General features: G+C 72.2%; 18 protein-coding genes and 1 pseudogene. 2 read left to right on the forward strand and 17 right to left on the reverse strand.

Translation table 11 applies throughout. The annotated features are described in order from the left end of the window. Positions 1-59: 59 nt before the first annotated feature. From obgE to ABZ234_RS28555, 5 genes are all read right to left on the reverse strand, one after another. A complete protein-coding gene (gene obgE / locus ABZ234_RS28535) occupies positions 60-1,424 on the reverse strand; it encodes a GTPase ObgE (RefSeq protein ID WP_267948607.1) in 1,365 nt (454 codons plus the stop codon). A gap of 129 nt (positions 1,425-1,553) precedes the next feature. After that, positions 1,554-1,814 carry a 50S ribosomal protein L27 gene (rpmA, locus tag ABZ234_RS28540; RefSeq protein WP_150253013.1) on the reverse strand — a complete coding sequence of 87 codons (261 nt, stop codon included), beginning with the start codon at positions 1,812-1,814 and terminating at the stop codon, positions 1,554-1,556. Between the two features lie 13 nt (positions 1,815-1,827). Further along, complete coding sequence (rplU, locus tag ABZ234_RS28545; RefSeq protein WP_267950280.1) at positions 1,828-2,139, reverse strand: 50S ribosomal protein L21; 312 nt, start codon at positions 2,137-2,139, stop codon at positions 1,828-1,830. A 356-nt stretch (positions 2,140-2,495) separates the two neighbouring features. Beyond that, a complete protein-coding gene (locus ABZ234_RS28550) occupies positions 2,496-5,552 on the reverse strand; it encodes an Rne/Rng family ribonuclease (RefSeq protein WP_355014083.1) in 3,057 nt (1,018 codons plus the stop codon). Positions 5,553-5,612: 60 nt separating this feature from the next. Next, a complete protein-coding gene (locus ABZ234_RS28555) occupies positions 5,613-6,488 on the reverse strand; it encodes a TIGR03936 family radical SAM-associated protein (RefSeq protein WP_267950279.1) in 876 nt (291 codons plus the stop codon). Between the two features lie 103 nt (positions 6,489-6,591). Between ABZ234_RS28555 and ABZ234_RS28560 the strand changes: the two genes are divergently transcribed. After that, positions 6,592-6,714 (forward strand): hypothetical protein, encoded by a 123-nt coding sequence (locus ABZ234_RS28560; RefSeq protein WP_344183056.1) that lies wholly within the window; start codon positions 6,592-6,594, stop codon positions 6,712-6,714. 362 nt (positions 6,715-7,076) lie between these two features. Here ABZ234_RS28560 and ABZ234_RS28565 read toward each other — a convergent pair whose 3' ends face one another. The 10 genes from ABZ234_RS28565 to ABZ234_RS28610 form a co-directional block, all read right to left on the reverse strand. Beyond that, complete coding sequence (locus ABZ234_RS28565; RefSeq protein ID WP_267948605.1) at positions 7,077-7,625, reverse strand: TetR/AcrR family transcriptional regulator; 549 nt, start codon at positions 7,623-7,625, stop codon at positions 7,077-7,079. Positions 7,626-7,750: 125 nt separating this feature from the next. Then, on the reverse strand, positions 7,751-9,688 hold the full coding sequence (locus ABZ234_RS28570) for a TIGR03960 family B12-binding radical SAM protein (RefSeq protein WP_355014084.1): 1,938 nt from the start codon (positions 9,686-9,688) through the stop codon (positions 7,751-7,753). A 275-nt stretch (positions 9,689-9,963) separates the two neighbouring features. Continuing rightward, the gene (gene rodA / locus ABZ234_RS28575; RefSeq protein ID WP_267950278.1) at positions 9,964-11,085 is read right to left on the reverse strand and encodes a rod shape-determining protein RodA; all 1,122 of its coding nucleotides are present in this window, start codon (positions 11,083-11,085) and stop codon (positions 9,964-9,966) included. Between the two features lie 66 nt (positions 11,086-11,151). Next, positions 11,152-13,287 carry a penicillin-binding protein 2 gene (gene mrdA / locus ABZ234_RS28580; RefSeq protein WP_355014085.1) on the reverse strand — a complete coding sequence of 712 codons (2,136 nt, stop codon included), beginning with the start codon at positions 13,285-13,287 and terminating at the stop codon, positions 11,152-11,154. Positions 13,288-13,290: 3 nt separating this feature from the next. Then, positions 13,291-13,851 (reverse strand): rod shape-determining protein MreD, encoded by a 561-nt coding sequence (mreD, locus tag ABZ234_RS28585; RefSeq protein WP_267948602.1) that lies wholly within the window; start codon positions 13,849-13,851, stop codon positions 13,291-13,293. Then, entirely contained in the window at positions 13,851-14,771 is a 921-nt protein-coding gene (gene mreC / locus ABZ234_RS28590) for a rod shape-determining protein MreC (RefSeq protein WP_267948601.1), read from the reverse strand. The genes mreD and mreC overlap by 1 nt, the downstream gene beginning before the upstream one ends. Before the next feature lies 1 nt (position 14,772). Continuing rightward, complete coding sequence (locus ABZ234_RS28595) at positions 14,773-15,807, reverse strand: rod shape-determining protein (protein ID WP_267948600.1); 1,035 nt, start codon at positions 15,805-15,807, stop codon at positions 14,773-14,775. Positions 15,808-16,024: 217 nt separating this feature from the next. Continuing rightward, positions 16,025-16,429, reverse strand: a complete 405-nt coding sequence (ndk, locus tag ABZ234_RS28600; protein WP_267948599.1) for a nucleoside-diphosphate kinase — start codon at positions 16,427-16,429, stop codon at positions 16,025-16,027. 159 nt (positions 16,430-16,588) lie between these two features. Then, a complete protein-coding gene (locus tag ABZ234_RS28605) occupies positions 16,589-16,996 on the reverse strand; it encodes a DUF4233 domain-containing protein (protein ID WP_267948598.1) in 408 nt (135 codons plus the stop codon). Positions 16,997-17,030: 34 nt separating this feature from the next. Further along, complete coding sequence (locus ABZ234_RS28610) at positions 17,031-18,383, reverse strand: folylpolyglutamate synthase/dihydrofolate synthase family protein (protein ID WP_355014086.1); 1,353 nt, start codon at positions 18,381-18,383, stop codon at positions 17,031-17,033. Positions 18,384-18,494: 111 nt separating this feature from the next. Between ABZ234_RS28610 and ABZ234_RS28615 the strand changes: the two genes are divergently transcribed. Then, entirely contained in the window at positions 18,495-19,769 is a 1,275-nt protein-coding gene (locus tag ABZ234_RS28615) for a hypothetical protein (RefSeq protein WP_267948596.1), read from the forward strand. A gap of 83 nt (positions 19,770-19,852) precedes the next feature. Here the strand turns inward: ABZ234_RS28615 and ABZ234_RS28620 are convergent, their stop codons facing one another. Together ABZ234_RS28620 and ABZ234_RS28625 are read right to left on the reverse strand one after the other, a co-directional pair. Next, on the reverse strand, positions 19,853-21,235 hold the full coding sequence (locus tag ABZ234_RS28620; RefSeq protein ID WP_355014087.1) for a hypothetical protein: 1,383 nt from the start codon (positions 21,233-21,235) through the stop codon (positions 19,853-19,855). Between the two features lie 142 nt (positions 21,236-21,377). Next, a pseudogene (locus tag ABZ234_RS28625) lies at positions 21,378-22,225 on the reverse strand (hypothetical protein); the annotation flags it as partial.

The following is a 22,225-nucleotide window of genomic DNA, read 5'->3' on the forward strand; positions in this document are numbered from 1 at the left end:
CGCCCGGGTAGGGCGCCGCGCACGTTCCTGTTCGGCCGGGCCGTCGGTCCCCGCGCGGGTCAGCCCAGCCGGGCGTCGCTTCCGCGCGGGCCGGACGGGACGACCTCGGCGTCCATGGACGGGTCCCAGTCGAAGACCACGGAGTCCTCCTCGGTGCCGATGTGCACCTCGGCGCCCTCGGTGGCCCCGGCCTTGGCCAGCTGCTCCTCGATGCCGAGGCGGTTGAGCCGCTCGGCCAGGTAGCCGACCGCCTCGTCGTTGCTGAAGTCCGTCTGGGCCACCCAACGGGCGGGCTTGTCCCCGCGCACCTGGAAGGCGTTGTTGCCCAGCGGCACCACCTCGAAGGGGGTGTCCCCGATCATCTTGGGACGGATCACGATCCGGGTGGGCTCGGCGGCGGGGGCGGCCCCGCGTGCGGCCGCGACCTGCTCGCCCAGGGCGAAGGACAGCTCGCGCAGGCCCTCACGGGAGGCGGCGGAGACCTCCATCACCTTGTACCCGCGCTCGACGAGCATCGGGGTGACGAGCTCGGCGAGCTCGCGGGCCTCGGGCACGTCGACCTTGTTCAGGGCGACGATGCGCGGCCGGTCGGACAGGTCCACCCCGGCGCGCTCGCCGTAGGCGGACAGCTCCGCCTCCAGGGCGTCGAGGTCGCTCACGGGGTCGCGGCCCGGCTCGTAGGTGGCGCAGTCCAGGACGTGCAGGAGGGTCGAGCACCGCTCGATGTGGCGCAGGAACTCCAGGCCCAGGCCCTTGCCGTCGCTCGCCCCGGGGATGAGCCCGGGCACGTCGGCGATCACGTACTGGGTCGTGCCCGCCTCCACCACTCCCAGGTTGGGGACGAGCGTGGTGAAGGGGTAGTCGGCGATCTTGGGCCGGGCCGCCGACATGGCGGCGATCAGCGACGACTTGCCGGCGCTGGGGAAGCCCACCAGGCCGACGTCGGCGATGGTCTTCATCTCCAGGCGCACGTCGAAGGCCTCGCCCTCCTCGCCCTTGAGGGCGAAGCCGGGCGCCTTGCGCTTCTTGGAGGCCAGCGAGGCGTTGCCCAGGCCGCCGTGGCCCCCCTGGGCGAGGACCAGGCGGGTGCCGTGTCCCACGAGGTCGGCGATGAACTCGCCGTCCGCGCGGGTGACCACCGTGCCGTCGGGGACGGTGAGGACCAGGTCGTCCCCGTTGGCCCCGGCCCGGTGCCCGCCCTGGCCGGGCGTGCCGTTCTGGGCGTTGCGGTGCGGGCGGCGCTGGTAGTCCAGCAGGGTGGCGGCCTGCGCGTCGACCTCCAGGACGATGTCGCCGCCCCGGCCGCCGTTGCCGCCGTCCGGGCCGCCCAGAGGTTTGAACTTCTCACGGTGCACGGAGGCGCAGCCATGCCCGCCGTTCCCGGCCTTGACGTGCAAGACCGCCTCGTCGACGAAGTCAGGCATAGCTCTCCCCGTTGCTTGTCGGTCCCCGTACGGGTGACCTGGTGGAACACGCGTGTCACTCAGTGACAACGCGAGAGGCGGGCCAGTGTTCCCTGGCCCGCCTCGAAACCACAACGTCCGTGCGCGAACCTACTCGGCGGCGACAGGGACGATGTTCACGGCCTTGCGGCCGCGGAAGTTGCCGAACTTGACCTGCCCGGCGACCAGAGCGAACAGCGTGTCGTCGCCACCGCGGCCGACGTTGGCGCCGGGGTGGAACTTGGTGCCGCGCTGACGGATGAGGATCTCGCCGGCCGAGACGGACTGACCGCCGAAACGCTTCACGCCGAGGCGCTGGGCATTCGAGTCACGACCGTTACGGCTGGACGAAGCGCCCTTCTTATGTGCCATTTCTCCAGGCCTCCTACTTCGCCGCGATGCCGGTGACGCGCACCTGGGTGTGCTTCTGGCGGTGCCCCTGGCGCTTCTTGTAACCGGTCTTGTTCTTGTACTTCAGGATGTTGATCTTGGGGCCCTTGGTCTCGCCGAGGATCTCGGCGGTGACCGAGTAGCCGCTCAGCTTGTCCGCGTCGCTGATGACGTTGCCGTCGTCAACGACCAGGATGGGCTGCCACGTGATGGTGGCACCGGTCTCATCGGAGACCTTGTCGATGTTCAGGACGTCATCGACAGACACCTTCTCCTGTCGGCCGCCCGCTCGCACGATCGCGTACACCGGGTAACTCTCTTCCTGCTCGCTCAACGAATAATGCTCGGGACCATCCCCGAGACGTGAGTTCCGGGGTCCGGGTCCGGCTGTACCTGTGCCCAGGCCAGCCGGGAGGATCGCCCCCATGTGGTTGGGGAGAAGCCTCGTTCCACGATCCACTGATCGCCTGTAGCGGGGCGCGGGGATCTGAGGGAAACAAACCCTGCGTGGAGAGCACTTCGGTGTCGGGGCGCGCGATTGTGGTGGAACGCGCCGACGCACCGTCCATCAGATTACCATCGGCCCGCTACAGGCCTGCACACGTGCCGTGGTTCGGACGGGGTCTCCCCCGTCCGGACCACGGCCGGTATGTACCGCCTCGGTCAGCCCGCGTCCACGGCGGACGGCGGGGCCGCCGCCGTCTTGGCCCGCCGGGTACGGCGCCGCTTGGGCCGCTCCGCGGCCTCCTCGTCGCCGTTCTCCGCCGGGGCGGGCGTCTCGCCGACGGCGGTGTCGGCGTCGCCTGCGGCGTCCGCCCCACCGCCGTCCTGCACCGCGGCCTCACCCTTGTCGGCCGCCGCGCGGGCGGCCTTGGTTCCGGTGCGCCGGGTGCGGGTCCTCTTCGCCGGGGCCTTCTCGGGCTCGGCGTCCGCGGCGGGGGCGGGCGCGGAGTCCGCCCCGTCCTCCGCCTGGGCCGCCGTGCCGGTGTCCGCCTGCTCGGCGTCCGCCGCGTCCGCGGCCTTGCGGGAGCGGGTGGCGCGCTTGCGGGTCTTCTTGGCGGGCTCGGCCTGCTCCTGCTCCTCGGCCTGCTCGGGCTTGTCGGCCTCGGCCTCGGGGGCGTCGGCGGTCCGCTCGGGCTCCTGCTCCGGCTCGGCCTGCCCGGCCGCGTCGTCGCCCTCGCCCTCGTCGGAGGGCTTCTCCGCCTTCTCCGCCTTCTCCGCGGGCTGGTCGGTGTCGCCCTTGCCCTTCTTCTTCTTGCGCCCGCCGCCGTTGCCGCCCGCGCCGGCGCCCTTCTCCAGGAGGTCGCCGGACAGCACCAGACCGCGCCCGCTGCAGTGCTCGCACGTGTGCGAGAACGCCTCCAGAAGGCCCTGGCCGACCCGCTTGCGGGTCATCTGCACCAGGCCCAGCGAGGTGACCTCCGCCACCTGGTGCTTGGTGCGGTCGCGCGACAGGCACTCCAGCATGCGGCGCAGCACCAGGTCGCGGTTGGACTCCAGCACCATGTCGATGAAGTCGATGACGATGATGCCGCCGATGTCGCGCAACCGGAGCTGGCGGACGATCTCCTCCGCCGCCTCCAGGTTGTTCTTGGTGACCGTCTCCTCCAGGTTGCCGCCCTGGCCGGTGAACTTGCCGGTGTTGACGTCGACCACGGTCATGGCCTCGGTCCGGTCGATGACCAGGGAACCGCCGCTGGGCAGCCAGACCTTGCGCTCGAGGGCCTTGTTGATCTGCTCGTCGATGCGGTAGGCGGAGAAGACGTCGCGGTCCTCGGACCAGTGCGAGAGCCGTTCGGCGAGGTTGGGCGCCACGTAGTCCACGTACTCGTGGACGGTGGTCCAGGCCTCCTCGCCGGAGACGACCAGGCTGGAGAAGTCCTCGTTGAAGACGTCGCGCACGACGCGGACGGTGAGGTCCGGCTCGCTGTTGAGCAGCGACGGCGCGTTGGCCGACTTGGACTTGCGCTTGATCGAGTCCCACTGCTTGGCCAGGCGCGTGATGTCGCGCTCCAGCTCCTCCTCGCTGGCCCCCTCGGCCGCGGTGCGCACGATCACCCCGGCGCCGGACGGCATGACCTTCTTGAGGATCTGCTTGAGGCGTGCGCGCTCCTTGTCGGGGAGCTTGCGGCTGATGCCCGTCATGGAACCGCCGGGCACGTACACGAGGTAGCGGCCGGGCAGGCTGATCTGGCTGGTCAGGCGGGCGCCCTTGTGGCCGACCGGGTCCTTGGTGACCTGCACCAGGACCGACTGGCCGGACTTGAGCACCGACTCGATGCGCTTGGGCTGGCCGTCCAGGCCGAACGAGTCCCAGTTGACCTCGCCCGCGTACAGGACGGCGTTGCGGCCCTTGCCGATGTCGACGAACGCGGCCTCCATGGACGGCAGCACGTTCTGGACGCGGCCCAGGTAGACGTTGCCGACGTAGGAGCGGTGGGTAGCCCGGTCGACGTAGTGCTCGACCAGGATGTCGTCCTCCAGGACGGCGATCTGGGTGCGGTCGCCGGTACGGCGGACGACGAGGTCGCGCTTGACCGCCTCGCGGCGGGCCAGGAACTCCGACTCGGTGACGATCGGGGCGCGGCGGCGGCCCTGCTCGCGGCCCTCGCGGCGGCGCTGCTTCTTGGCCTCCAGCCGCGTGGAGCCGCGGACGGACTGGACCTCGTCCTCGATCGGCTTCTCGGCGCGCGGCTCGCGCACCCGGACCACGGTGTTGGGCGGGTCGTCGGCGGTGGTCTCGCCGCCCGAGCCCCCGCCGGACCGGCGCCGACGGCGGCGGCGACGGCGGCTGCTGCCGCGTTCGCCGTCCTCCCCCGTGTCCTCGTCGGACTCGGCGTCGACGTCGTTGTCGTCCTCGGCGGTGTCGGCGGCCTCGACCTCGGCCCCGCGGCTCCTGCGCCGCTCGGGCTTCTCCGCGGCGGGCTCGGGGGTTTCGCCCTCGGCCTCGTCGCCGGAGCGGGACCGGCCGCGGCCGCGGCCGCCCCGGCGGCGGCGACGGCGGCTCGGACGGTCGTCGGAGGGGTCGCCGGTCTCCTCGGCGTCGGAGGACCGGTCGGCCGTGTCCTCGGCCTCCTCGTCGTCCTCGTCCTCGTCGTCCTCTTCCGCGGAGGGGTCGGCGACGGGCGCCGGGGAGGCACTGGCCACCGGCGGCTGGAACAGCATGGCGGGCGCCTGGAAGACGCTGCCGCCACCCTGCTCGGCGGTCTCCTCGTCCTCCTGGGCGGGGACCGCCTCGGGCGTCTCGGCGGCCTCGGACGCGCGCGTGCGCGCACGGGACCGGCCGCGGGTCCGGGCGGACCCCGCGGTGTCAGGGGTGTCGGCGGCCTTGTCGCCGCGCTCGGCGGAGTCCTCGGCCGCGGTCCGCGCGGTCGCGGGCTCCGTGTCCGCGGTGGCGCGGGTGCGGCTGCGGCGCGGGGCCGGGTCCTCGTCGGGACGGCCCGCGGCGCGCACGGTGCGCCTGCGGGCGGTGGTGGACACCGCCGTCTTGACCGTGCCCCCCTCGCCGGAACCGGCGAGCGAGGTGACGGGCATCGAGGGCGGGGTGAAGACGTCGTCCGGCTCCGGGGGCGGTCCGGCCGCGCGGCGGACGCCGCGTACCGGCGCCGGCGTGGTCACACGCACCTCACCTCCCCCACCGGGGGGCGCCGCCTTGCGAGCGCTTGCTTCAGTTGTACCCGCGGTGCTCTCGGCACCGTCGTTGGGCTCGTTGTCGAGCATCCGGGCGGTCTCCCGTCAAAGTCCTCGGGCGCGCTGCGGCCTTTCGGTCGCCGGCGCGGCTCACGAGAACTGTCGTCGCTGTGTCACCGCCGACGGCACCGGGGTGCCGTCGGGGCGAAGTCCTGTGGTTTCGCCCATGTTCCCCGCTTCGGGGCCGCACATCCGCGCGGTCCCGTCCATGGGCGTTGACGGCCGTGGTGCGTCGTCGCGCCGCTCGTCCGCGTTGTCGTTCGCGGGTCCGGGGCTCGTGAGAGCTTCGGGCCGGTCCTCGGTGAGCGGGTCCGCGATCGCGCCTGTCGCCTCGTCCAGCGGCCCCTGCGCCAGCCGGGTCATCACGGGTGATGACGGCGGCGCGAGGTCGGCCACTCGGAGGAGTCCGGTCAGCACGTCGTCTGGTCGGACAGCAGGTGTCGTGTGCCGTACAACCATCCGAAGTATGGCATATGCCGTGTCGTGTTCCCCTGGGACGCGCCCGTGGGATCCGCTGCACACGTCGATACGAACCACTGCCGGTCGTGTGTCGAAGCGGCGACGACCCTTCTTCGTCATCCGCTCCACCTCGACACTGTCGGCGGCCGCGTAGGCGGCCACCGCCCTGGCGGCGTCATCGGGGTCGACGCCGTCCATCTCCACCTGCCAAGCGGAGGCCTGGAGCCGATCCGCGAGCCCGGCATGCCGGGCCTCGACGACCTCGACCACGTCGATGCCCTCGGGCATCGCGGCGTCGATGTCGGCTCGGACCCGTTCGGGTTCGCGTGCCTCGGCCAGGACGAGTTCAAGGTACTCCGCCTCGCTGGCGACCCCGGTGGGGGCCGCTCCCGTGTAGGAGACCTTGGGGTGAGGCGAGAAGCCGGCGGAGAACGCCATGGGCACGGAGGCCCTGCGCAGGGCCCGTTCCAACGCCCGGGCGATGTCGCGGTGACTCGCGAACCTCATGCGCCCGCGCTTGGCGTAGCGGACACGAAGCCGCTGTCCCGGCTTGGCGGTGGAGGGTGAGGTGGTGCCCTCGGGTGCGGGGGGCAGCTCAACTCCTTTCCTCATGCCCCCAGGTGTGGTCGGCGGAGCGACCTCGAAGGGGCTGTTCCTCGTCCTGCTCAGCGTACGGTGCGCCGTGGTGCACATGCGCCAGCAGGACTACGCATACCGGTATCTCCCCCACTGACCTGCGGTCGAAAAGTCCCCGAGGTCTCGGAGCGGACACTGAACCGGTGTTCACCACCTGAACGCGGAGCCGCCGAAAAAAAATCCGAAGAAAATCTTCTGGAGATGGCAACCCCCCGCGCACCCCGCGAGTCTTATTACTCGTACGGCCCGGCGCGAGCGGGGCGCCGGGCCGTACACCTTCTCCCCGGGCCACTCCCCTCCACAGGGTCGAGAGAGCGCCCGGAGCGCGAATCCTACTCCTGTAGCCCTGACGCCACTGTGAGCGACCCCGCCCTCCCGCGCCATGAGCACCCCTGTTCTCCGCCGTCCCCCGGCGGAGCAGGGGTTCCCCCGTTCCCGGGGGCGTGCCCGGTACGGCGGTCAGGCGGGCGGACGCAGCCCCGCCAGCACCACGGCCACGGTGCGGCGCCGCGCGGCCTCGTCGGTCCCCCCTCGCTCCCTGGTCATGCACCCCTCCATCAGCGCCTTGACGTCGGCGGCGTCCACGTCGTCGCGGACCTCCCCCGCCTCCTGCGCCGCGGCGAGGAGTTCGCCGAGCGCCGCCACCACGTCGTGGCCGGTGCCGCGGACCGCGGCGGCGACGTCGAACCCGCCGCCCCGAAGCGCCTCGCCGAGCCCGTGGTCGAGCGCCCCCTCGTCGACCACGAACGCGAAGAAGGAGGCGAGGGCGTCGCCCGGCGCCTCCTCCTGCGCGAAGGCCCTCGCCGCGCCCACGAGGCGCTCCATCCGGCTGAGCACGATGGCCCCGTAGAGGGACTCCTTGGTGGGGAAGTGCCTGCTGACGGTTCCGGCCCCCACGCCGGCGCGCCGGGCGATCTCGTGGACGGTGACGGACAGCCCCTCGGAGGCGAAGGCCTCGAAGGCCGCGCGCAGGACCTTCTCGCGGTTGCGTCTCGCGTCGGCTCGCACTGTCGCCCCCAGGGCCCGCGCACGGGCCGTCGACCAACGGGATGCCCGTCCCGGCGCCGCCACGGCAACCGGGACAGTCGTCCCGACTCTAGCCGGGTCCTCCCGGCCGGCGGCGGAGCACGCGGCTACTCGACGGTCAGCGGGAGCAGGGGGCGCCCCTCGGCCGGCGCGTTGATCTGGATATTAGTGCCCATACTCGGACAGACCCCGCAGTCGTAGCAGGGGGTCCACCGGCAGTCGTCGACCTCCAGCGACTCCTCTCCGTGCAGGGAGTCCTGCCAGTCCTGCCACAGCCACGACCGGTCGAGGCCCGCGTCCAGGTGGTCCCAGGGCAGGACCTCCTCCTCGTCGCGCTCGCGGGTCGTGAACCAGTCGAGGTCCACCGGGAGGCCGGACAGTCCGGTTACGGCCGCCCGCTCCCAGCGCTCGTACGAGAAGTGCTCGCTCCAGCCGTCGAACCGGCCTCCGGAGCGCCACACCTCCTCGATGACCCGGCCCACCCGGCGGTCGCCCCGGGACAGCAGGCCCTCCACCACGGACGGGCGGCCCTCGTGGTAGCGCAGACCGATGGACTTGCCGTACCTGCGGTCGCCCCGCAGCGCGTCGCGCAGCTTGCGCAGCCGTGCGTCCACGACCTCGTGCGGCGTCTGGGCGGCCCACTGGAAGGGCGTCTGGGGCTTGGGCACGAACCCGCCGATGGAGACCGTGCACCGGATGTCCTTGCGCCCGGTCACCTCCCGGCCGGTCCGGATGACCTCTGCCGCGAGGTCGGCGATGGCGAGGACGTCCTCGTCCTCCTCGGTGGGCAGACCGCACATGAAGTACAGCTTCACCTGCCGCCACCCGGCCGCGTACGCGGCGGTGACGGTCCGGATCAGGTCCTCCTCGGTGACCATCTTGTTGATCACCCGGCGCATCCGCTCGCTGCCGCCCTCGGGCGCGAAGGTCAGCCCCGACCTGCGCCCGTTGCGGGTCAGCTCGTTGGCGAGGTCGATGTTGAACGCGTCGACCCTCGTGGAGGGCAGGGACAGGCCCGTGTTGGTGCCCTCGTACCGGTCCGCGAGCCCCTTGGCGATGTCGCCGATCTCGCTGTGGTCGGCGCTGGAGAGCGACAGGAGCCCCACCTCCTGGAACCCGGACGCGGCCACGCCCTCCTCGACCATGCTCGTGACGGTCTCCCGGCTGCGCTCGCGCACCGGCCGCGTGATCATCCCGGCCTGGCAGAACCTGCAGCCCCGCGTGCAGCCGCGGAAGATCTCCACGCTGTACCGCTCGTGCACGGACTCCGCCGTGGGCACGATCGGCCTCTTGGGGTAGGGCCACCCGTCCAGGTCCATCACGGTGTGCTTCTGGACCGTGCCGGGGACCCCTGGCCGGTTGGGCGTGTACGAGGCGATCCGCCCGTCCCCGTGGTAGGCCACGTCGAAGAAGCGCGGTACGTACACGCCGCCGGACGCGGCCAGCCGCAGCAGCAGCCCGTCGCGCCCGCCCGGCCGGCCCTCGTCCTTGAAGGCGCGGACGGTCTCGGTGACGGCGAGGCTGATCTCCTCCCCGTCGCCCAGGACCACCGCGTCCAGGAAGTCGGCGATCGGCTCGGGGTTGAACGCCGCGTGCCCCCCGGCGAGCACGATCGGGTGGTCGTCGGTGCGGTCGCTGGAGCGCAGCGGGATCCCCGCCAGGTCCAGCGCGGTGAGCATGTTGGTGTAGCCCATCTCGCTGGCGAAGCTGATCCCGAGCACGTCGAAGGCGGCCAGCGGCCGGTGGGCGTCCACGGTGAAGTGCGGGACGCCGTGCTCGCGCATCAGCTCCTCCAGGTCCGGCCACACCGCGTAGGCGCGCTCGGCGAGCACCCCCTCGCGCTCGTTGAGGACCTCGTACAGGATCTGCACGCCCTGGTTGGGCACGCCCACCTCGTAGGCGTCCGGATACATGAGGGCCCAGCGGACCCTGGCCCCGTCCCACTCCTTGACCACGGAGTTGAGTTCGCCCCCGACGTACTGGATGGGCTTGCCCACCTTGGTCAGGAGGGGTTCCAGGCGCGGAAACAGGCTTTCGACGGACATGGTGCGGGCCTTCGTTCGGCGGACATCGTGTCAGAACGCGTGTTGTCCCCCGCCGGGGCGGGAGCGGGCGGCGGAGCCGCTGGAGCGCGACCGCCCGGAGGTTCCCAGGCTACCGGCCCGGAGGGCTCCGGCCCGGGTCGTCCACAGGGCCGGTCGGCGTTCCCCGAGGGGCCCGCCGGGACGCCCGCGGGGTGCGCCGCCCGCCGCCGGCCGGGACGGACGGGGCCCGGGGAGGGCGGCCCCTCCCCGGGCCCCGGTCGCGGGCCGCGCGACCGCTACTCGAACCCCCGGTCCCGGGAGTTGATCCCCAGCACCAGGCCCAGCCCCAGCATGTTCGCCATGATCGCGGTGCCGCCGTAGGACACGAACGGCAGCGGCAGGCCGGTCACGGGCATGACCCCCAGCCCCATGCCGATGTTGATGAAGGTCTGGAAGCCGAACCACGCCGCCACCCCCACGCACAGCAGGCGGGGGTAGGGCTGGTCGCATCCCAGGGCGATCCGCAGGATCCGCCAGAGGACCACGGCGAACAGCGCGATGACCAGGGCCGCCCCCGCGAACCCCAGCTCCTCCCCGGCGACCGTGAAGATGAAGTCGGTGTGCTGCTCCGGCACGAACCTGCCGTGCGTCTGCTCCCCCTGGAACAGCCCGGTCCCGTTGAACCCGCCCGAGCCCACCGCGATGAGCGCCTGGTTGGAGTTGTACCCGGCGCCCTGCGGGTCCGCGGACGGGTCCACCAGGGTGGCGAGGCGGTCCAGCTGGTAGGGCTCCAGGAGGTCGAACCAGAACACGCAGAACACCGCGGCGACGCCGCACGCGAGCATGCCGGCCACCCAGACGAACGGCGCGCCCGAGAGCGTGAGCATCCCCAGGAAGATCGCCCCGAGGACCAGCGTCGTGCCCAGGTCGGGCTGGAGCATCACCAGGGCCAGCGGCACCGCCAGGACCAGCAGGCAGAACAGGACGTCCCTGGTCATCGGCCTGCTCTCGCCGTCGCGCGGCTCGCCCAGGAGCGTGGCCAGGACCAGGACGAGCCCGACCTTGGCCAGCTCGCTCGGCTGGAACTGGAACGCCCCGACCACGATCCACCCGCGCGACCCGTTGATCACCGCACCCAGCGGGGTGAGCACGAGGACCAGGGCGACCGCCGTGGCCACGTAGACGATGGGCGCGTACGCCCGCACGGTCCGGAAGTCCACCGAGGCGACGACCAGGCACGCCACCCACGCCACCGCCAGGTGGGCCAGGTGGCGGCGGAGGTGGCCGGTGGAGTCCATCGGGTCCCCGCCGTCGCCGGGCAGGGTCGCCGACCACACCAGCAGTGAGCCGATGGCGCAGAGCACCGCCACCGAGACGATCAGGACCCAGTCCAGGCGGCGCGCCGCCCCGGCCGCCATGACGGCGCCGGAGCCGAAGCCGGTCCGGCGGCCCGACAGCGGCGCGCCCGTGTGTGTGCTCATGGCCTACCGATCCAACACTTCGATGGAACCGTCGGAACGCACCACGGGCAGCTCCGAGTAGGGCTTGCCGCCCGGGAGCGCGGGCTCGCCGCCGCCGGAGTCGTCGTCCTTGTCCTTCTTCCCGGAGAACCCGTAGATGCCCTCGTAGATCTTGCGGGCGATGGGCGCGGACGTCTCACCGCCCGTTCCGCCCTGGGAGACGAAGACGACCACCGCGAACTGCGGGTCGTCGGCCGGCGCGTAGGAGGCGAACCAGGACGACACCTGGCGCTCCTGCGCGTCGGCGCTGCCGGTCTTGCCCGCGATGGACACGTCGTCCTGCGGGAAATCCGCGAAGGCTCCGCGGCCGGTACCGGACTTGGTGACCTCGGTGAGCGCCTTCTGGAGGTACTCGATCGTCTCGTCCTTGACGGGGACCCGCCCGGCCACGACCGGTTCGATCTCCTCGACGGAGCTGCCGTCCGCGGCGACCAGCGCCTTGGCCACGCGGGGCTCGTACAGCGTGCCCCCGTTCGCGATGGCGGCGTAGGCCCGGGTCAGCTGCAACGGGCTGACCAGGACGTCGCCCTGGCCGATCGCGAAGTTCACCGCCTCTCCCGCACGCCACTCGAAGCCCTCCACGCACTGCTCGTGGGCGAGGCGCTTGAGGTAGGAGGCGTGCGACGGGTTGGTCTCGGCGACCTCCGGGTAGCCGTGCTCGCCCCGGTAGCAGTTGTTCTCCCGGGTCTGCGCCCAGAAGGTGCGCTTCCACTCGCGGTCGGGGATGCGGCCGCCGGTCTCGTACGGCAGGTCGATGCCGGTCGGCGCCCCGAAGCCGTAGCCCCGCGCCATGGTGGCCATGGCCTCGGTCGGCTCGCCCTCGGGCCTGAGCCCGCCGTCCTTGAGCCACAGCTGGTAGCCGAAGTTGTAGAAGATGGTGTTGCAGGAGACCACGATGGCCTGGTGCAGCGACAGCGCCCCGTGGCCGCCGCCCGCGTAGTTCTGGTAGTTCTGGCCGGCGATGTTGACCGACCCGGGGCAGGCGTAGGTGCTGCGCAGCGAGAAGCCGTTCTCCACCGCGGCCGACAGGGACGAGACCTTGAACGTGGACCCCGGCGGGTACTGGCCCTGCACGGCGCGGGAGAGCATGGGCTCGCCCGCCTCCTCGCTGAGCATCTCGTCGAAGGTCTCCTGGTCGATGCCGCCCTGCCAGACGCCCGGGTCGTAGGTCGGGAGGCTGGCCATCGCGACGATGCCGCCGTTGCGCACGTCCATGACGATCGCGGCGCCGGAGTCCGCCCTGTACCTGGGCCGGGCGGCCTCCATCCCCTCCTTCAGAGCCTCCTCGGCGATCTTCTGCACGCCGACGTCGAGGTGGGTGACCAGGTGCGAGCCGGCCACGGGCAGGCGGTCGGAGATCACGTCCATCACCTCGCCGTGGTTGTTCACCCCCAGTGTCCGCAGGCCCGCGGTCCCCCGCAGCTCGGCGTCGTAGACCGCTTCCAGGCCGTCGCGTCCCACCTGGTCGATACCGGTGAACTGCGTCCGCAGCTCCTCCCGGGCGTCCAGTTCCTCCTGGGTGACGGGCTGCAGGTAGCCGAGGATCTGTCCGGCGTGCGCGCCGTAGGGGTACTCGCGGACGGCGTGCGCCTGGGCGGTGACACCGGGGAAGTCGTCGGCGCTCTCCATGATCTGGAGGGCGATCGAGGGCTCCACGTCCTCGGCGAGCGTGACCGGCTGGTAGGGCGAGCCCGGCCAGCAGGGGCGCTCCACCTCGGGTCCGCACAGGCGCATGCGCTGCTGGAGCTCGCGCACCGGGACGTCGAGGACCTCGGACAGGTCGGTCAAGACCTTCTCGCCGGAGTCCTCCATGCCCATGAGCTCGTGGTAGTCGGCCGAGACCACCAGCTCGGTCCGGTTGTTGACCAGGGGCCTACCGGTGGCGTCGAGGATCTGTCCCCGCGTCGCGGGGACGATCAGCTGCTGGTGGTGGTTGGCCACCGCGAGGTCGCGGTAGTGGTCGGACATGGGCACCTGGAGGTACCACAGGCGCGCGGTCAGCACGGCGAACAGGACCAGGACCAGGACCTGGGCGGTGATCAGACCGGCACGGCCGAGCCTGGGCCCCGGGAGCGTCGGGTCGAACGGCGGCTTGCGCACGGCTCACCACCCTCCCGGGGCCATGGGGCCCTGGACGGTGGCGAACTCGCTGTCCGCGAGTGTCTCGCGCACCCACAGGACGGGGAGGGTGACCAGCGGTGCGACGAGCACCGTGAGGGCCGCGCCCACCCCGACGCCGGTCCCGACGGCCGCCGGGGTCATGTGCTGGTCGCCCATGAGGAGGCCGACGGCCGCGTATCCGGCCCCCACGCCCAGCGCGGTGGCGGCGGTGGCGCCGACGGCCGCCCAGCCGGAGGTGCGCGAACCCACCGCGCCCGGGGCCCCGGTGTTGCGGCGCAGCAGGGCGACGAGGTAGGCGGCCAGGCACAGCACGAGGGCGTAGCGGCCGACGGCGTGCTCGGCGGGCGGCAGCAGGTCCATGGCCAGGCCCGCACCGAAACCGCACGCGGCCGCGGCGGCCGGGCTGGTGGTCAGGGCGACCGCGACGACGGCCGCGACCACCAGATCGGGGCCGGGACCCCACGCGAACGGGAGCCGGTTGACGATCGTGGCCTGTGCGAGGACGGCGGCGGCCACCATGACCAGGGTCGCTGCGGACCTCATCACTGCTCTCCCTCGGGCTTCTCGGACTTCTCGGGCTTCTTCGGCTTGGGCGGCAGCACCGAGTCCCGCGGGTCGTCGTCGGGACCCGCCACGACGACGCCCACCACGTCCAGGGACGCGAAGTCCACGGCCGGGGTGAGGCGGGCGATACGGCTGAGCGCTCCCGGCGCGACCTGCACCTCGTCGACGGTGCCGATGGGCACTCCGGGGACGAAGGGCGCGCCCTCGTGGGATCCGAGCGTCACGATCCGGTCGCCGGCCTCCACCGGCGCCTCCATGTCGAACAGCTCCAGGGTGAGGTCGGCCTCGGGTCCGCCCGGGACGGAGCCGCCGTTGACCACGCCGATCTTGCGGGTGGACTCCAGGCGGGCCCCGACGGCCGACTTGACGTCGGTGGCGAGCATGACGGTTGCGGTGCGGGGGCCGGCCTCGACCACGCGCCCCACCAGGCCGGAGCCGTTGACGACGGTCATGTCCGGGCGGACACCGGACTCCGTGCCGGTGTCGATGGTGACCGTGTGCGCGTAACCGCGTGCGGTGGACCGGGTGACCGCCTGGGCGGGGACCACCTCGTAGGCGCCGAGGCCGGACAGGTGCAGGAGGTCGTCGAGCTGGTCGGACCGGTTGCGGTCGATGCGGGCGGCCTGGAGTTCGGCCTCCAGCGCGGCGTTGGCCTCCTCCAGCTCGGCGACGCGCGCGGCGGCCCGGGGCCCCTCGCGCAGGCCGTCGTAGAGGGTGACCGCGGGCGCGGCGGCCCAGCCGACCCCGGCCGCGGCGGGGGCGAACACGAGTTCGCCTCCCGCCCGGGCCACGGAGGTCACGGGATCGGCGCCGGGCCGGGCGTCCAGGACGAGCAGGACCACGGCCGCCGCGACCAGCAGGGCGAGGACCAGCCGGGACCTCGGTGAGTCGCGGAGCATGTCATCGCCGCCGTTCCGGGACGAGGACCTGGTGCAGCCTCTCGTAGTTCTCGACGCAGGTGCCGGATCCGACCGCGACGGAGTCGAGCGCGTTCTCGGCGACGTGGATGGGCATGCCTGTCTCGTGCAGGAGCCGGTCGTCCAGGCCGCGCAGCAGTGCTCCGCCCCCGGTCACGGCCACGCCCCGGTCCATGATGTCGCCGGACAGCTCCGGGGGGCACTTGTCGAGGCTGGTGCGGACCGCGTCGACGATGGCGGTGACGGGTTCCTCGATGGCCTGGCGGACGTCGCCCTCGGAGAGCACGACGGTCTTGGGGAGCCCGCTGACGAGGTCGCGTCCGCGCACCTCGGCGTGGAGCTCCTCGGGTCCGGTCGGGTAGGCGGAGCCGATGGCGATCTTGAGCTCCTCGGCGGTGCGCTCCCCGATCATCAGGGAGTACTCCTTCTTGACGAAGGTCATGATCGCCTGGTCCAGCTCGTCCCCGCCGACGCGGATGGACTGCGAGGTGACGATGCCGCCCATGGAGATGACGGCCACCTCGGTGGTGCCGCCGCCGATGTCCACGACCATGTTGCCCGTGGGCTCGTGCACGGGGAGCCCGGCGCCGATGGCGGCGGCCATGGGCTCCTCGATGATGTAGACCCTGCGGGCGCCCGCCTGGTAGCCCGCCTCCTTGACGGCGCGGTGCTCGACCGAGGTGATGCCGCTGGGGACCGCGACGATGATGCGCGGTTTCGCGAAGTGGCGTCGCCGGTGGATCTTCTGGATGAAGTAGCGCAGCATCCGCTCGGTGATCTCGAAGTCGGCGATGACGCCGTCCTTGAGGGGGCGGATGGCGGTGATGTTGTTCGGCGTTCGGCCGATCATCTGCTTGGCCTCGATGCCGACCGCGACGATCTTTCCCGTGGACGTGTTGAGTGCGACCACCGATGGTTCGTTCAGAACGATGCCGCGTCCGCGCACGTACACGAGCGTGTTGGCGGTTCCCAGGTCGACGGCCATGTCCCGGCCGAGAAAAGCAAGGTTGTTCGGCATGTAACGTCCTCAGAGGCGCCGTGTCGGACGTGGTTGCACGGGGCGACCATACGTAGTCGTTCCGGCACGATAGGTATTCAGTCCCCCGCATCGTAACGGTCAGCACTTACTCCGTTACGCAAACACACCGAATTGATGCCTCGTCACCGGACGAACCATGAGAAGTCGACTACCGGGCCGCGGACCCCATGCCGTAGGGTCCGCGGCCGCCCGGCCCCTACAGGTCGGGGAAGAACAGCTTGATCTCGCGCTCCGCCGAGTAGGTGGAGTCCGAACCGTGCACGATGTTCTGCTGGACCTCCAGCGCGAAGTCGCCGCGGACGGTGCCGGGCGCGGCGGTCACCGGGTCGGTGGCGCCGGCCAGGGCCCGGAAGGCCTCCACGGCGCGCTCGCCCTCGACCACCAGGGCGACCAGGGGACCGCCGGTGATGAACTCCACGAGGGAGCCGAAGAACGGGCGCTCCGCGTGCTCCTCGTAGTGCGTCCGGGCGGTCTCGGCGTCGAGCGTGCGCAGCTCCATCGCGGCGAGCTTCAGGCCCTTGCGCTCGATGCGCGAGATGACCTCGCCGACGATGCTGCGGCGGACGCCGTCCGGCTTGATGAGAACGAGAGTGCGCTCCACGTGCGTGTCAACTCCTCACTGGGACTCCGCGTGGCGCGTGGGCGATCGCCCACGGCGTAGGCCGCACGCGGAGGTTCGGGTGGTGGGTCACGGAAGCGGGGCCGCGAAGGGGGAGAACCCTCCCGAGGGGACCGGCCGCCTGTCCGGACGTGCGTCACACTATCGCGTTTGCCGCGGCGACGCGGTGGTCGCCGAACCCTCCCCGCCCCCGTCCCCGGAGGCGGCCGCCTCGGCCTCGGCGCGGGCCGCGTGCGCGGCCTTCATCTCGTCGGTGCGGCGGCCCATGACCACTCCGGTCACCCACAGGGACACGAAAACGACCGCGATGAGCATCGCCCCGGACACCAGGAAGGAGGTGAACAGGAACGCGGCCTGCAGTGCCCAGGCGGCGTAGTGCGCCCAGGTGCGCTTCTGGAGGCCGGAGAGCACCAGGGCGACGGCGGCCATGCCGCCCCACAGGCTCGCGGCTGTGGCCGGCTCCATCCCCTCCAGGGAGATGGCGACGGGGATGAAGAGGCCGATCACGATGGCCTCGAACAGCAGGACGACGGCGCAGACTACGCGCACAGCGGGTTCCCTTCGTAGTGTGTCGCCCCGCCCGTCACTCGCCGGAACCGCGCAGCAGGTGGACGGTGTCACCCGCGGTGACGACCGACCCGGTGACCAGCACACCGGTACCGCCGAGCTCTCCGCCCTCCTCGGCCAGGCCGACGGCCCGGTCGATGGCGTCGTCGAGTCGGGGAACCACGTGCACACGGTCTTCCCCGAAGACCTGTCGGGCGAGGTCGCCCAACTGCTCCGGTCCGAGGGAACGCGGTGAGGAGTTACGGGTGACGACGATCTCGTCAAGCAGTGGTTCGAGGGGGTCGAGGATCCCCTCGACGTCCTTGTCGGCCATGATCGCGACGACGCCCACCAGGCGGGAGAAGCTGAAGGCCTCCCCCACCGCGGCCGCCGTGGCGGTCATCCCGGCGGGGTTGTGCGCCGCGTCGGCGATGACGGTCGGGCTGGTGCGCACGACCTCCATGCGCCCCGGGGAGTCCACTCCGGCCAGGGCCTCGGCGACCATCGCCGGGTCGAGCCCCCCGGCGTCCTCCCCCGCGGACGCGAACGCCTCCACGGCGGCGACGGCCACGGCCGCGTTCCCCGCCTGGTGGGCGCCGAACAGGGGGAGGAACAGGTCCTCGTAGTCCCGGGTGAGGCCCTTGAGGGCGAGCTGCTGGCCGCCGACGGCCACCTCGCGGGAGGTGACGCCGAACTCCAGCCCCTCGCGGGCCACCTGGGCCCCCACCTCGGCGGCGTTGCGGAGGAGGACCTCCGCCGCGGACACCGGCTGCTGGGCCAGGACCGCCACGGAGCCGGGCTTGATGATGCCGGACTTCTCCTCGGCGATGCCGTGCAGGGTGTCGGGCAGGTAGTCGGTGTGGTCGATGCCGATCGGGGTCACCACGGCCACGTCGCCGTCGACGACGTTGGTGGCGTCCCAGCGGCCGCCCATGCCCACCTCGACCACGGCGACGTCCACGGGGCTGTCCGCGAAGGCCGCGTAGGCCATCACGGTGAGGATCTCGAAGAACGACAGGGGCGCGTCGTTCATCTCGTCGGCCATGTCGATGTAGGGGCGGATGTCGTCGTAGGTCTCGACGAACCGCTCCTGGGAGACGGGCTCCCCGTCGACGACGATGCGCTCGCGCACGGTGCGCAGGTGCGGGCTGGTGTAGCGGCCCACGCGCAGGCCCCTGGCGCGCATGAGCGCGTCGATCATGCGCGCGGTGGACGTCTTGCCGTTCGTCCCCGTGACGTGGATGACCCGGAAGTTGCGATGGGGGTCACCCAGCAGATCCAGCAGGGTGCGGACGCGGTCCAGGCGGGGATCGATGTCGGACTCGGGTGCGCGGGAGAGGATCTCGGCGGTCACCTCGGCGTAGCGCTGCTCGGCGCTCACGCCGCTCACGGTGTCTCAGTGGTCGGGGTGTACACCCGCGCCAGTGTACGCGCCCCCACCTGGGCCCGGACTCCGGGTGAGGGGTCCGGCGGCCGATGTCGCACAGACCATACTTGGGGGATGCCGAGCCTTGACCCCTTCTTCACCGAGTGGGCGGAACGCCGCCCCGGACAGACACGCAGCCTGGGACGCGCCTCGGCGCTCCTGGCCGCCCTCGGCCTGGACGCCGACCGCACCCCCGTGCTGGGGGTCGTCGGCTCCAAGGGCAAGGGCAGTACAGCGACGACGGCGGCGGCCGCCCTGTCGGCGGCCGGCCTGCGCACCGTCCTGGTGACGGGGCCGAGCTTCCGCTCCTACCGCGAACGCGTGCGGGTGGACGGGACGTCGGTGGACGACGCGGTCCTGGACGCCCTGGGCGCGCGGATCGACGCCGCGCGCCGTGACCTGCCGACGGTGGAGGAGTCGGGGGGCTACCTGGCGCCGAGCGGCCTGTTCCTGGTCGCCGGGCTCCTGCGTGCGCGGGAGGCGGGCGCCGACGTGTGCGTCCTCGAGGCCGGTATGGGCGGGCGCCGCGACGAGCTGCGCCTGGCGGGCCCGGAGGTCGTCGCGCTCGGGAAGGTCTTCGCCGAGCACGTGGGCGTCCTCGGCGCCGACGTGGTCGAGATCGCCCGGGAGAAGACCCTGGTCGCCGGGGAGCGGACCCGGGCCCTGGTGCGTCTTCCGCAGACCCCCGAGGTGGCCGCCGAGATCGACGCGGCGCTGGCCGACGCGACCGGTGGGAGGGTGGGGGCCGAGGTCGTCGATCCGGAGGCGGAGGGGACGGAGCCGCCGCCCGCGCTGCGGCCGCCGGGCCTGTCGGCGGCCTCCGGGGTCCTGGGCACGGCCGCCGCCGCGCGGATGCTGGAGCACCTCGGGATCCCGGGACCGGACCGGAGGACCCTGCACGGCGTTCTGGCGACCGTCCGCCTCCCGGGGCGGCTGTCCCGGCACACTGTGCCACTCCCGGCGGGGAGGGCGCCCGGCGGTGAGGCCCCGGACGCGGAGGTGGTGGTGGACTCGGCCATCGACCGCGTCGGCGTCGCGGCGGCCCTGGCCCACGCGCGCGGCCTGTGGGGCGGGGTGGACCACGTGCTGCTGTGCCTGCCGGACCACAAGGACGTCTCCGGCGCCGTGGAGGTCCTGGGCGGCCTGCCCGTGACGGCCGTGCGCCTGCCCGAGGCCCACTTGCGCTTCGAGCACGCCCTGCCCCCGCACTGGGGCCGCATGGACGCCGCGGACCTGACCGCGGCGGCCCTGGCGGCGCTCGGCCGCCGGGTCCTGGCCCTGGGCACGGTGTACTTCACCGGCCGCGTCCTGGAGGCGGTGGACGCCCCCACCGACCGGCTGTTCGGCTGACGCGTCCGGGGGACCCGGACGCGGAACGGGGGCGGTGCCGGGCACCGCCCCCGCCCGGGGAGCCTCCTCCCCGTCCGGACCGGTCAGCCCCGGCCGGGCCTGTACTCGGGCTGGGACTGCGGGTTGAACTCGTCCATGCGCACGCGCTCGGCGGCCCGCAGGCGCGGGTCGTCCAGCTTCAGCACGTCGATGCCCCGCTCGATGTCGGAGGAGTAGACGTAGCCGTTGTAGTAGTACGCGGACCAGCTGTCGTTGTCCTGGACGCCGTCCTCGACACGGGAGTCGATGTCGAAGTAGCCGATCTCCTCGGGGTTCGCCGCGTCGTTGAAGTCGATGACCGAGACTCCGCCCGTGTACCAGGACTGCACGAAGAAGTCCTGCCCGGGCACCGGGATCAGCGAGCCGTTGTGGGCGACGCAGACCTCCCCGCCCTGGTGGCGGTCGATCTTGAAGTAGCTCTGGAACGCCAGGTCGGCTTCGGCTCCGTCACCGTCGAGGGAGTAGACGGCGTCGGCGCCGCGCTCCGGGCCGATCTCCTCGGTGCAGGTGGGGGCCCCGCCTCCGCCGAGCTCGTCGGTGAAGACCACGTTCCTGCCGTCGTTGGTGAACGTCGCCGAGTGCCAGAACGCGAAGTTGGTGTCCTGCACGACCTCGGTCACGACCGGGGCGGCCGGGTCCGAGATGTCCATCAGGATGCCGTCGCCCATGCACGCGCCCGCGGCGATGTCCCTGCTCGGGAAGACCGTGATGTCGTGGCAGCCGGAGGTCCCGGTGTTGCCGCCCTCGGGGAAGAGCACAGGGGCGTCGACGAGCTCGGCCGAGGCCGGGTCGTCGACCGGCACCTCGATGATCGAGATCTTGTCGTGCGGCGGCTGACAGTTGGGGAAGCGCTCGGAGGGCGAGTAGGAGGAGACGTAGATGTACTCGTGCTCGCCGTCCTTGCCGGGCACCAGCGTGTTGGTGTGCGAGCCGCAGTCGGTCGCCACGGCCGCCACGTACTGCGGGTTCGCCTTGTCCGAGATGTCGAAGATCCGGATGCCCTCGAAGCCCTCCGGGTCGGTCGTGGGCACCGACGCCGCACCGCACTCCGTACCGGCGCGCGGGTAGTCGACCGAGAAGTACAGCAGGTCACCGCTCACCGACACGTCGCCCTGCCCGCCGGGACAGAGCACCTCGGACACGACCTGCGGGTCCTCGGGCTCGGAGATGTCGTAGACGACGAACCCGTCGTAGTTGCCGCCGATGGCGTAGTCGCCCGTGAACGCCAGGTCCGAGTTGGTGCTGCGCACCGCGTCGGGCTTGGGCACGTGGGCGACATGGGTGACGTTGCTGCTGATCTCGTCGGCGGGCGCCTCGTCCGCGTACGCGGAGGCCGGGCTCAGCAGGCCGACGAGGAGCGTCCCCGCGGCGGCGGAGAGGGCGGCCGTGCGTGCGAGGCGCCGACCGGGGGTGGGTGGTGCGGACATGGGGGTTCTCCTGTGCGCTAGGGGGTTGGCGGGGGCTTGTCCCGGGGCCGCGGCGCGCGCCACGCCGCGGCCCCGACGTCCGTGCGCCGGACCCTCCCGGGGACCGGGAGGGTCGCTCGGCGCTGCCGGACCCGGGGGAGGGTCAGCGCCCCTCGCCCCGGCCGGGCCTGTACTCGGGCTGGGACTGCGGGTTGAACTCGTCCATGCGCACGCGCTCGGCGGCCCGCAGGCGCGGGTCGTCCAGCTTCAGCACGTCGAGTCCGCGGGAGATGTCGGAGGAGTAGACGTAGCCGTTGTAGTAGTACGCCGACCAGGAGCCGCCCAGGACGAGCCGGTCGTCGTCGATCGGGTCGCGGTCGAAGTGGCCGATCTCCCTCGGGTTCTCCGGGTCGTTGAAGTCGATGACCGAGACGCCGCCCTGGTACCAGGACTGCACGAAGAAGTCCTGCCCGGGCACCGGGATCAGCGAGCCGTTGTGGGCGACGCAGTTCTCGGTGGCGGTCTGGTGGCGGTCGATCTTGTAGTAGCCCTGGAATTCGAGCGCGTCGTCGCCGATGGCGTAGATGGCGTTCGCACCCCGCTCGGGGCCGATGGCCTCGCTGCAGGTGGCCGCGCCCCCGCCGCCGAGCTCGTCGGTGAACGTGACCGTCTCGCCGTTGTTGGTGAACGTCGCCGAGTGCCAGAACGCGAAGTTGGTGTCGCGGACGACCTCGGTCACGACCGGGGCGGCCGGGTCCGAGATGTCCATCAGGATGCCGTCGCCCATGCACGCGCCGGCCGCGATGTCCTTGGTCGGGTAGACCGTGATGTCGTGGCAGCCGGAAGTGCCGGTGTTGCCGCCGTCGGGGAAGAGCACGGGGGCGTCGACGAGCTCGGCCGAGGCCGGGTCGTCGACCGGCACCTCGATGATCGAGATCTTGTCGTGCGGCGGCTGACAGTTGGGGAAGCGCTCGGAGGGCGAGTAGGAGGAGACGTAGACGTACTCGTGCT

Source organism: Nocardiopsis sp. NPDC006198, assembly GCF_040613895.1.
In the GTDB taxonomy this organism is placed as follows: Bacteria; Actinomycetota; Actinomycetes; order Streptosporangiales; family Streptosporangiaceae; genus Nocardiopsis; species Nocardiopsis tropica.

Excerpts from the sequence above, each read along its gene's own strand:
- obgE (WP_267948607.1), bottom strand. The coding sequence starts at position 1,424 with ATGCCTGACTTCGTCGACGAGGCGGTCTTGCACGTCAAGGCCGGGAAC.
- ABZ234_RS28570 (WP_355014084.1), bottom strand. The coding sequence starts at position 9,688 with ATGTCCGTCGAAAGCCTGTTTCCGCGCCTGGAACCCCTCCTGACCAAG.
- ABZ234_RS28595 (WP_267948600.1), bottom strand. The coding sequence starts at position 15,807 with ATGCCGAACAACCTTGCTTTTCTCGGCCGGGACATGGCCGTCGACCTG.
- ABZ234_RS28555 (WP_267950279.1), bottom strand. The coding sequence starts at position 6,488 with ATGAGGTTCGCGAGTCACCGCGACATCGCCCGGGCGTTGGAACGGGCC.
- ABZ234_RS28620 (WP_355014087.1), bottom strand. The coding sequence starts at position 21,235 with ATGTCCGCACCACCCACCCCCGGTCGGCGCCTCGCACGCACGGCCGCC.
- mreC (WP_267948601.1), bottom strand. The coding sequence starts at position 14,771 with ATGCTCCGCGACTCACCGAGGTCCCGGCTGGTCCTCGCCCTGCTGGTC.
- ABZ234_RS28550 (WP_355014083.1), bottom strand. The coding sequence starts at position 5,552 with ATGCTCGACAACGAGCCCAACGACGGTGCCGAGAGCACCGCGGGTACA.
- ABZ234_RS28560 (WP_344183056.1), top strand. The coding sequence starts at position 6,592 with ATGCCCCCAGGTGTGGTCGGCGGAGCGACCTCGAAGGGGCTGTTCCTC.
- rodA (WP_267950278.1), bottom strand. The coding sequence starts at position 11,085 with ATGGCGGCCGGGGCGGCGCGCCGCCTGGACTGGGTCCTGATCGTCTCG.
- ABZ234_RS28615 (WP_267948596.1), top strand. The coding sequence starts at position 18,495 with ATGCCGAGCCTTGACCCCTTCTTCACCGAGTGGGCGGAACGCCGCCCC.
- rpmA (WP_150253013.1), bottom strand. The coding sequence starts at position 1,814 with ATGGCACATAAGAAGGGCGCTTCGTCCAGCCGTAACGGTCGTGACTCG.
- mreD (WP_267948602.1), bottom strand. The coding sequence starts at position 13,851 with ATGAGGTCCGCAGCGACCCTGGTCATGGTGGCCGCCGCCGTCCTCGCA.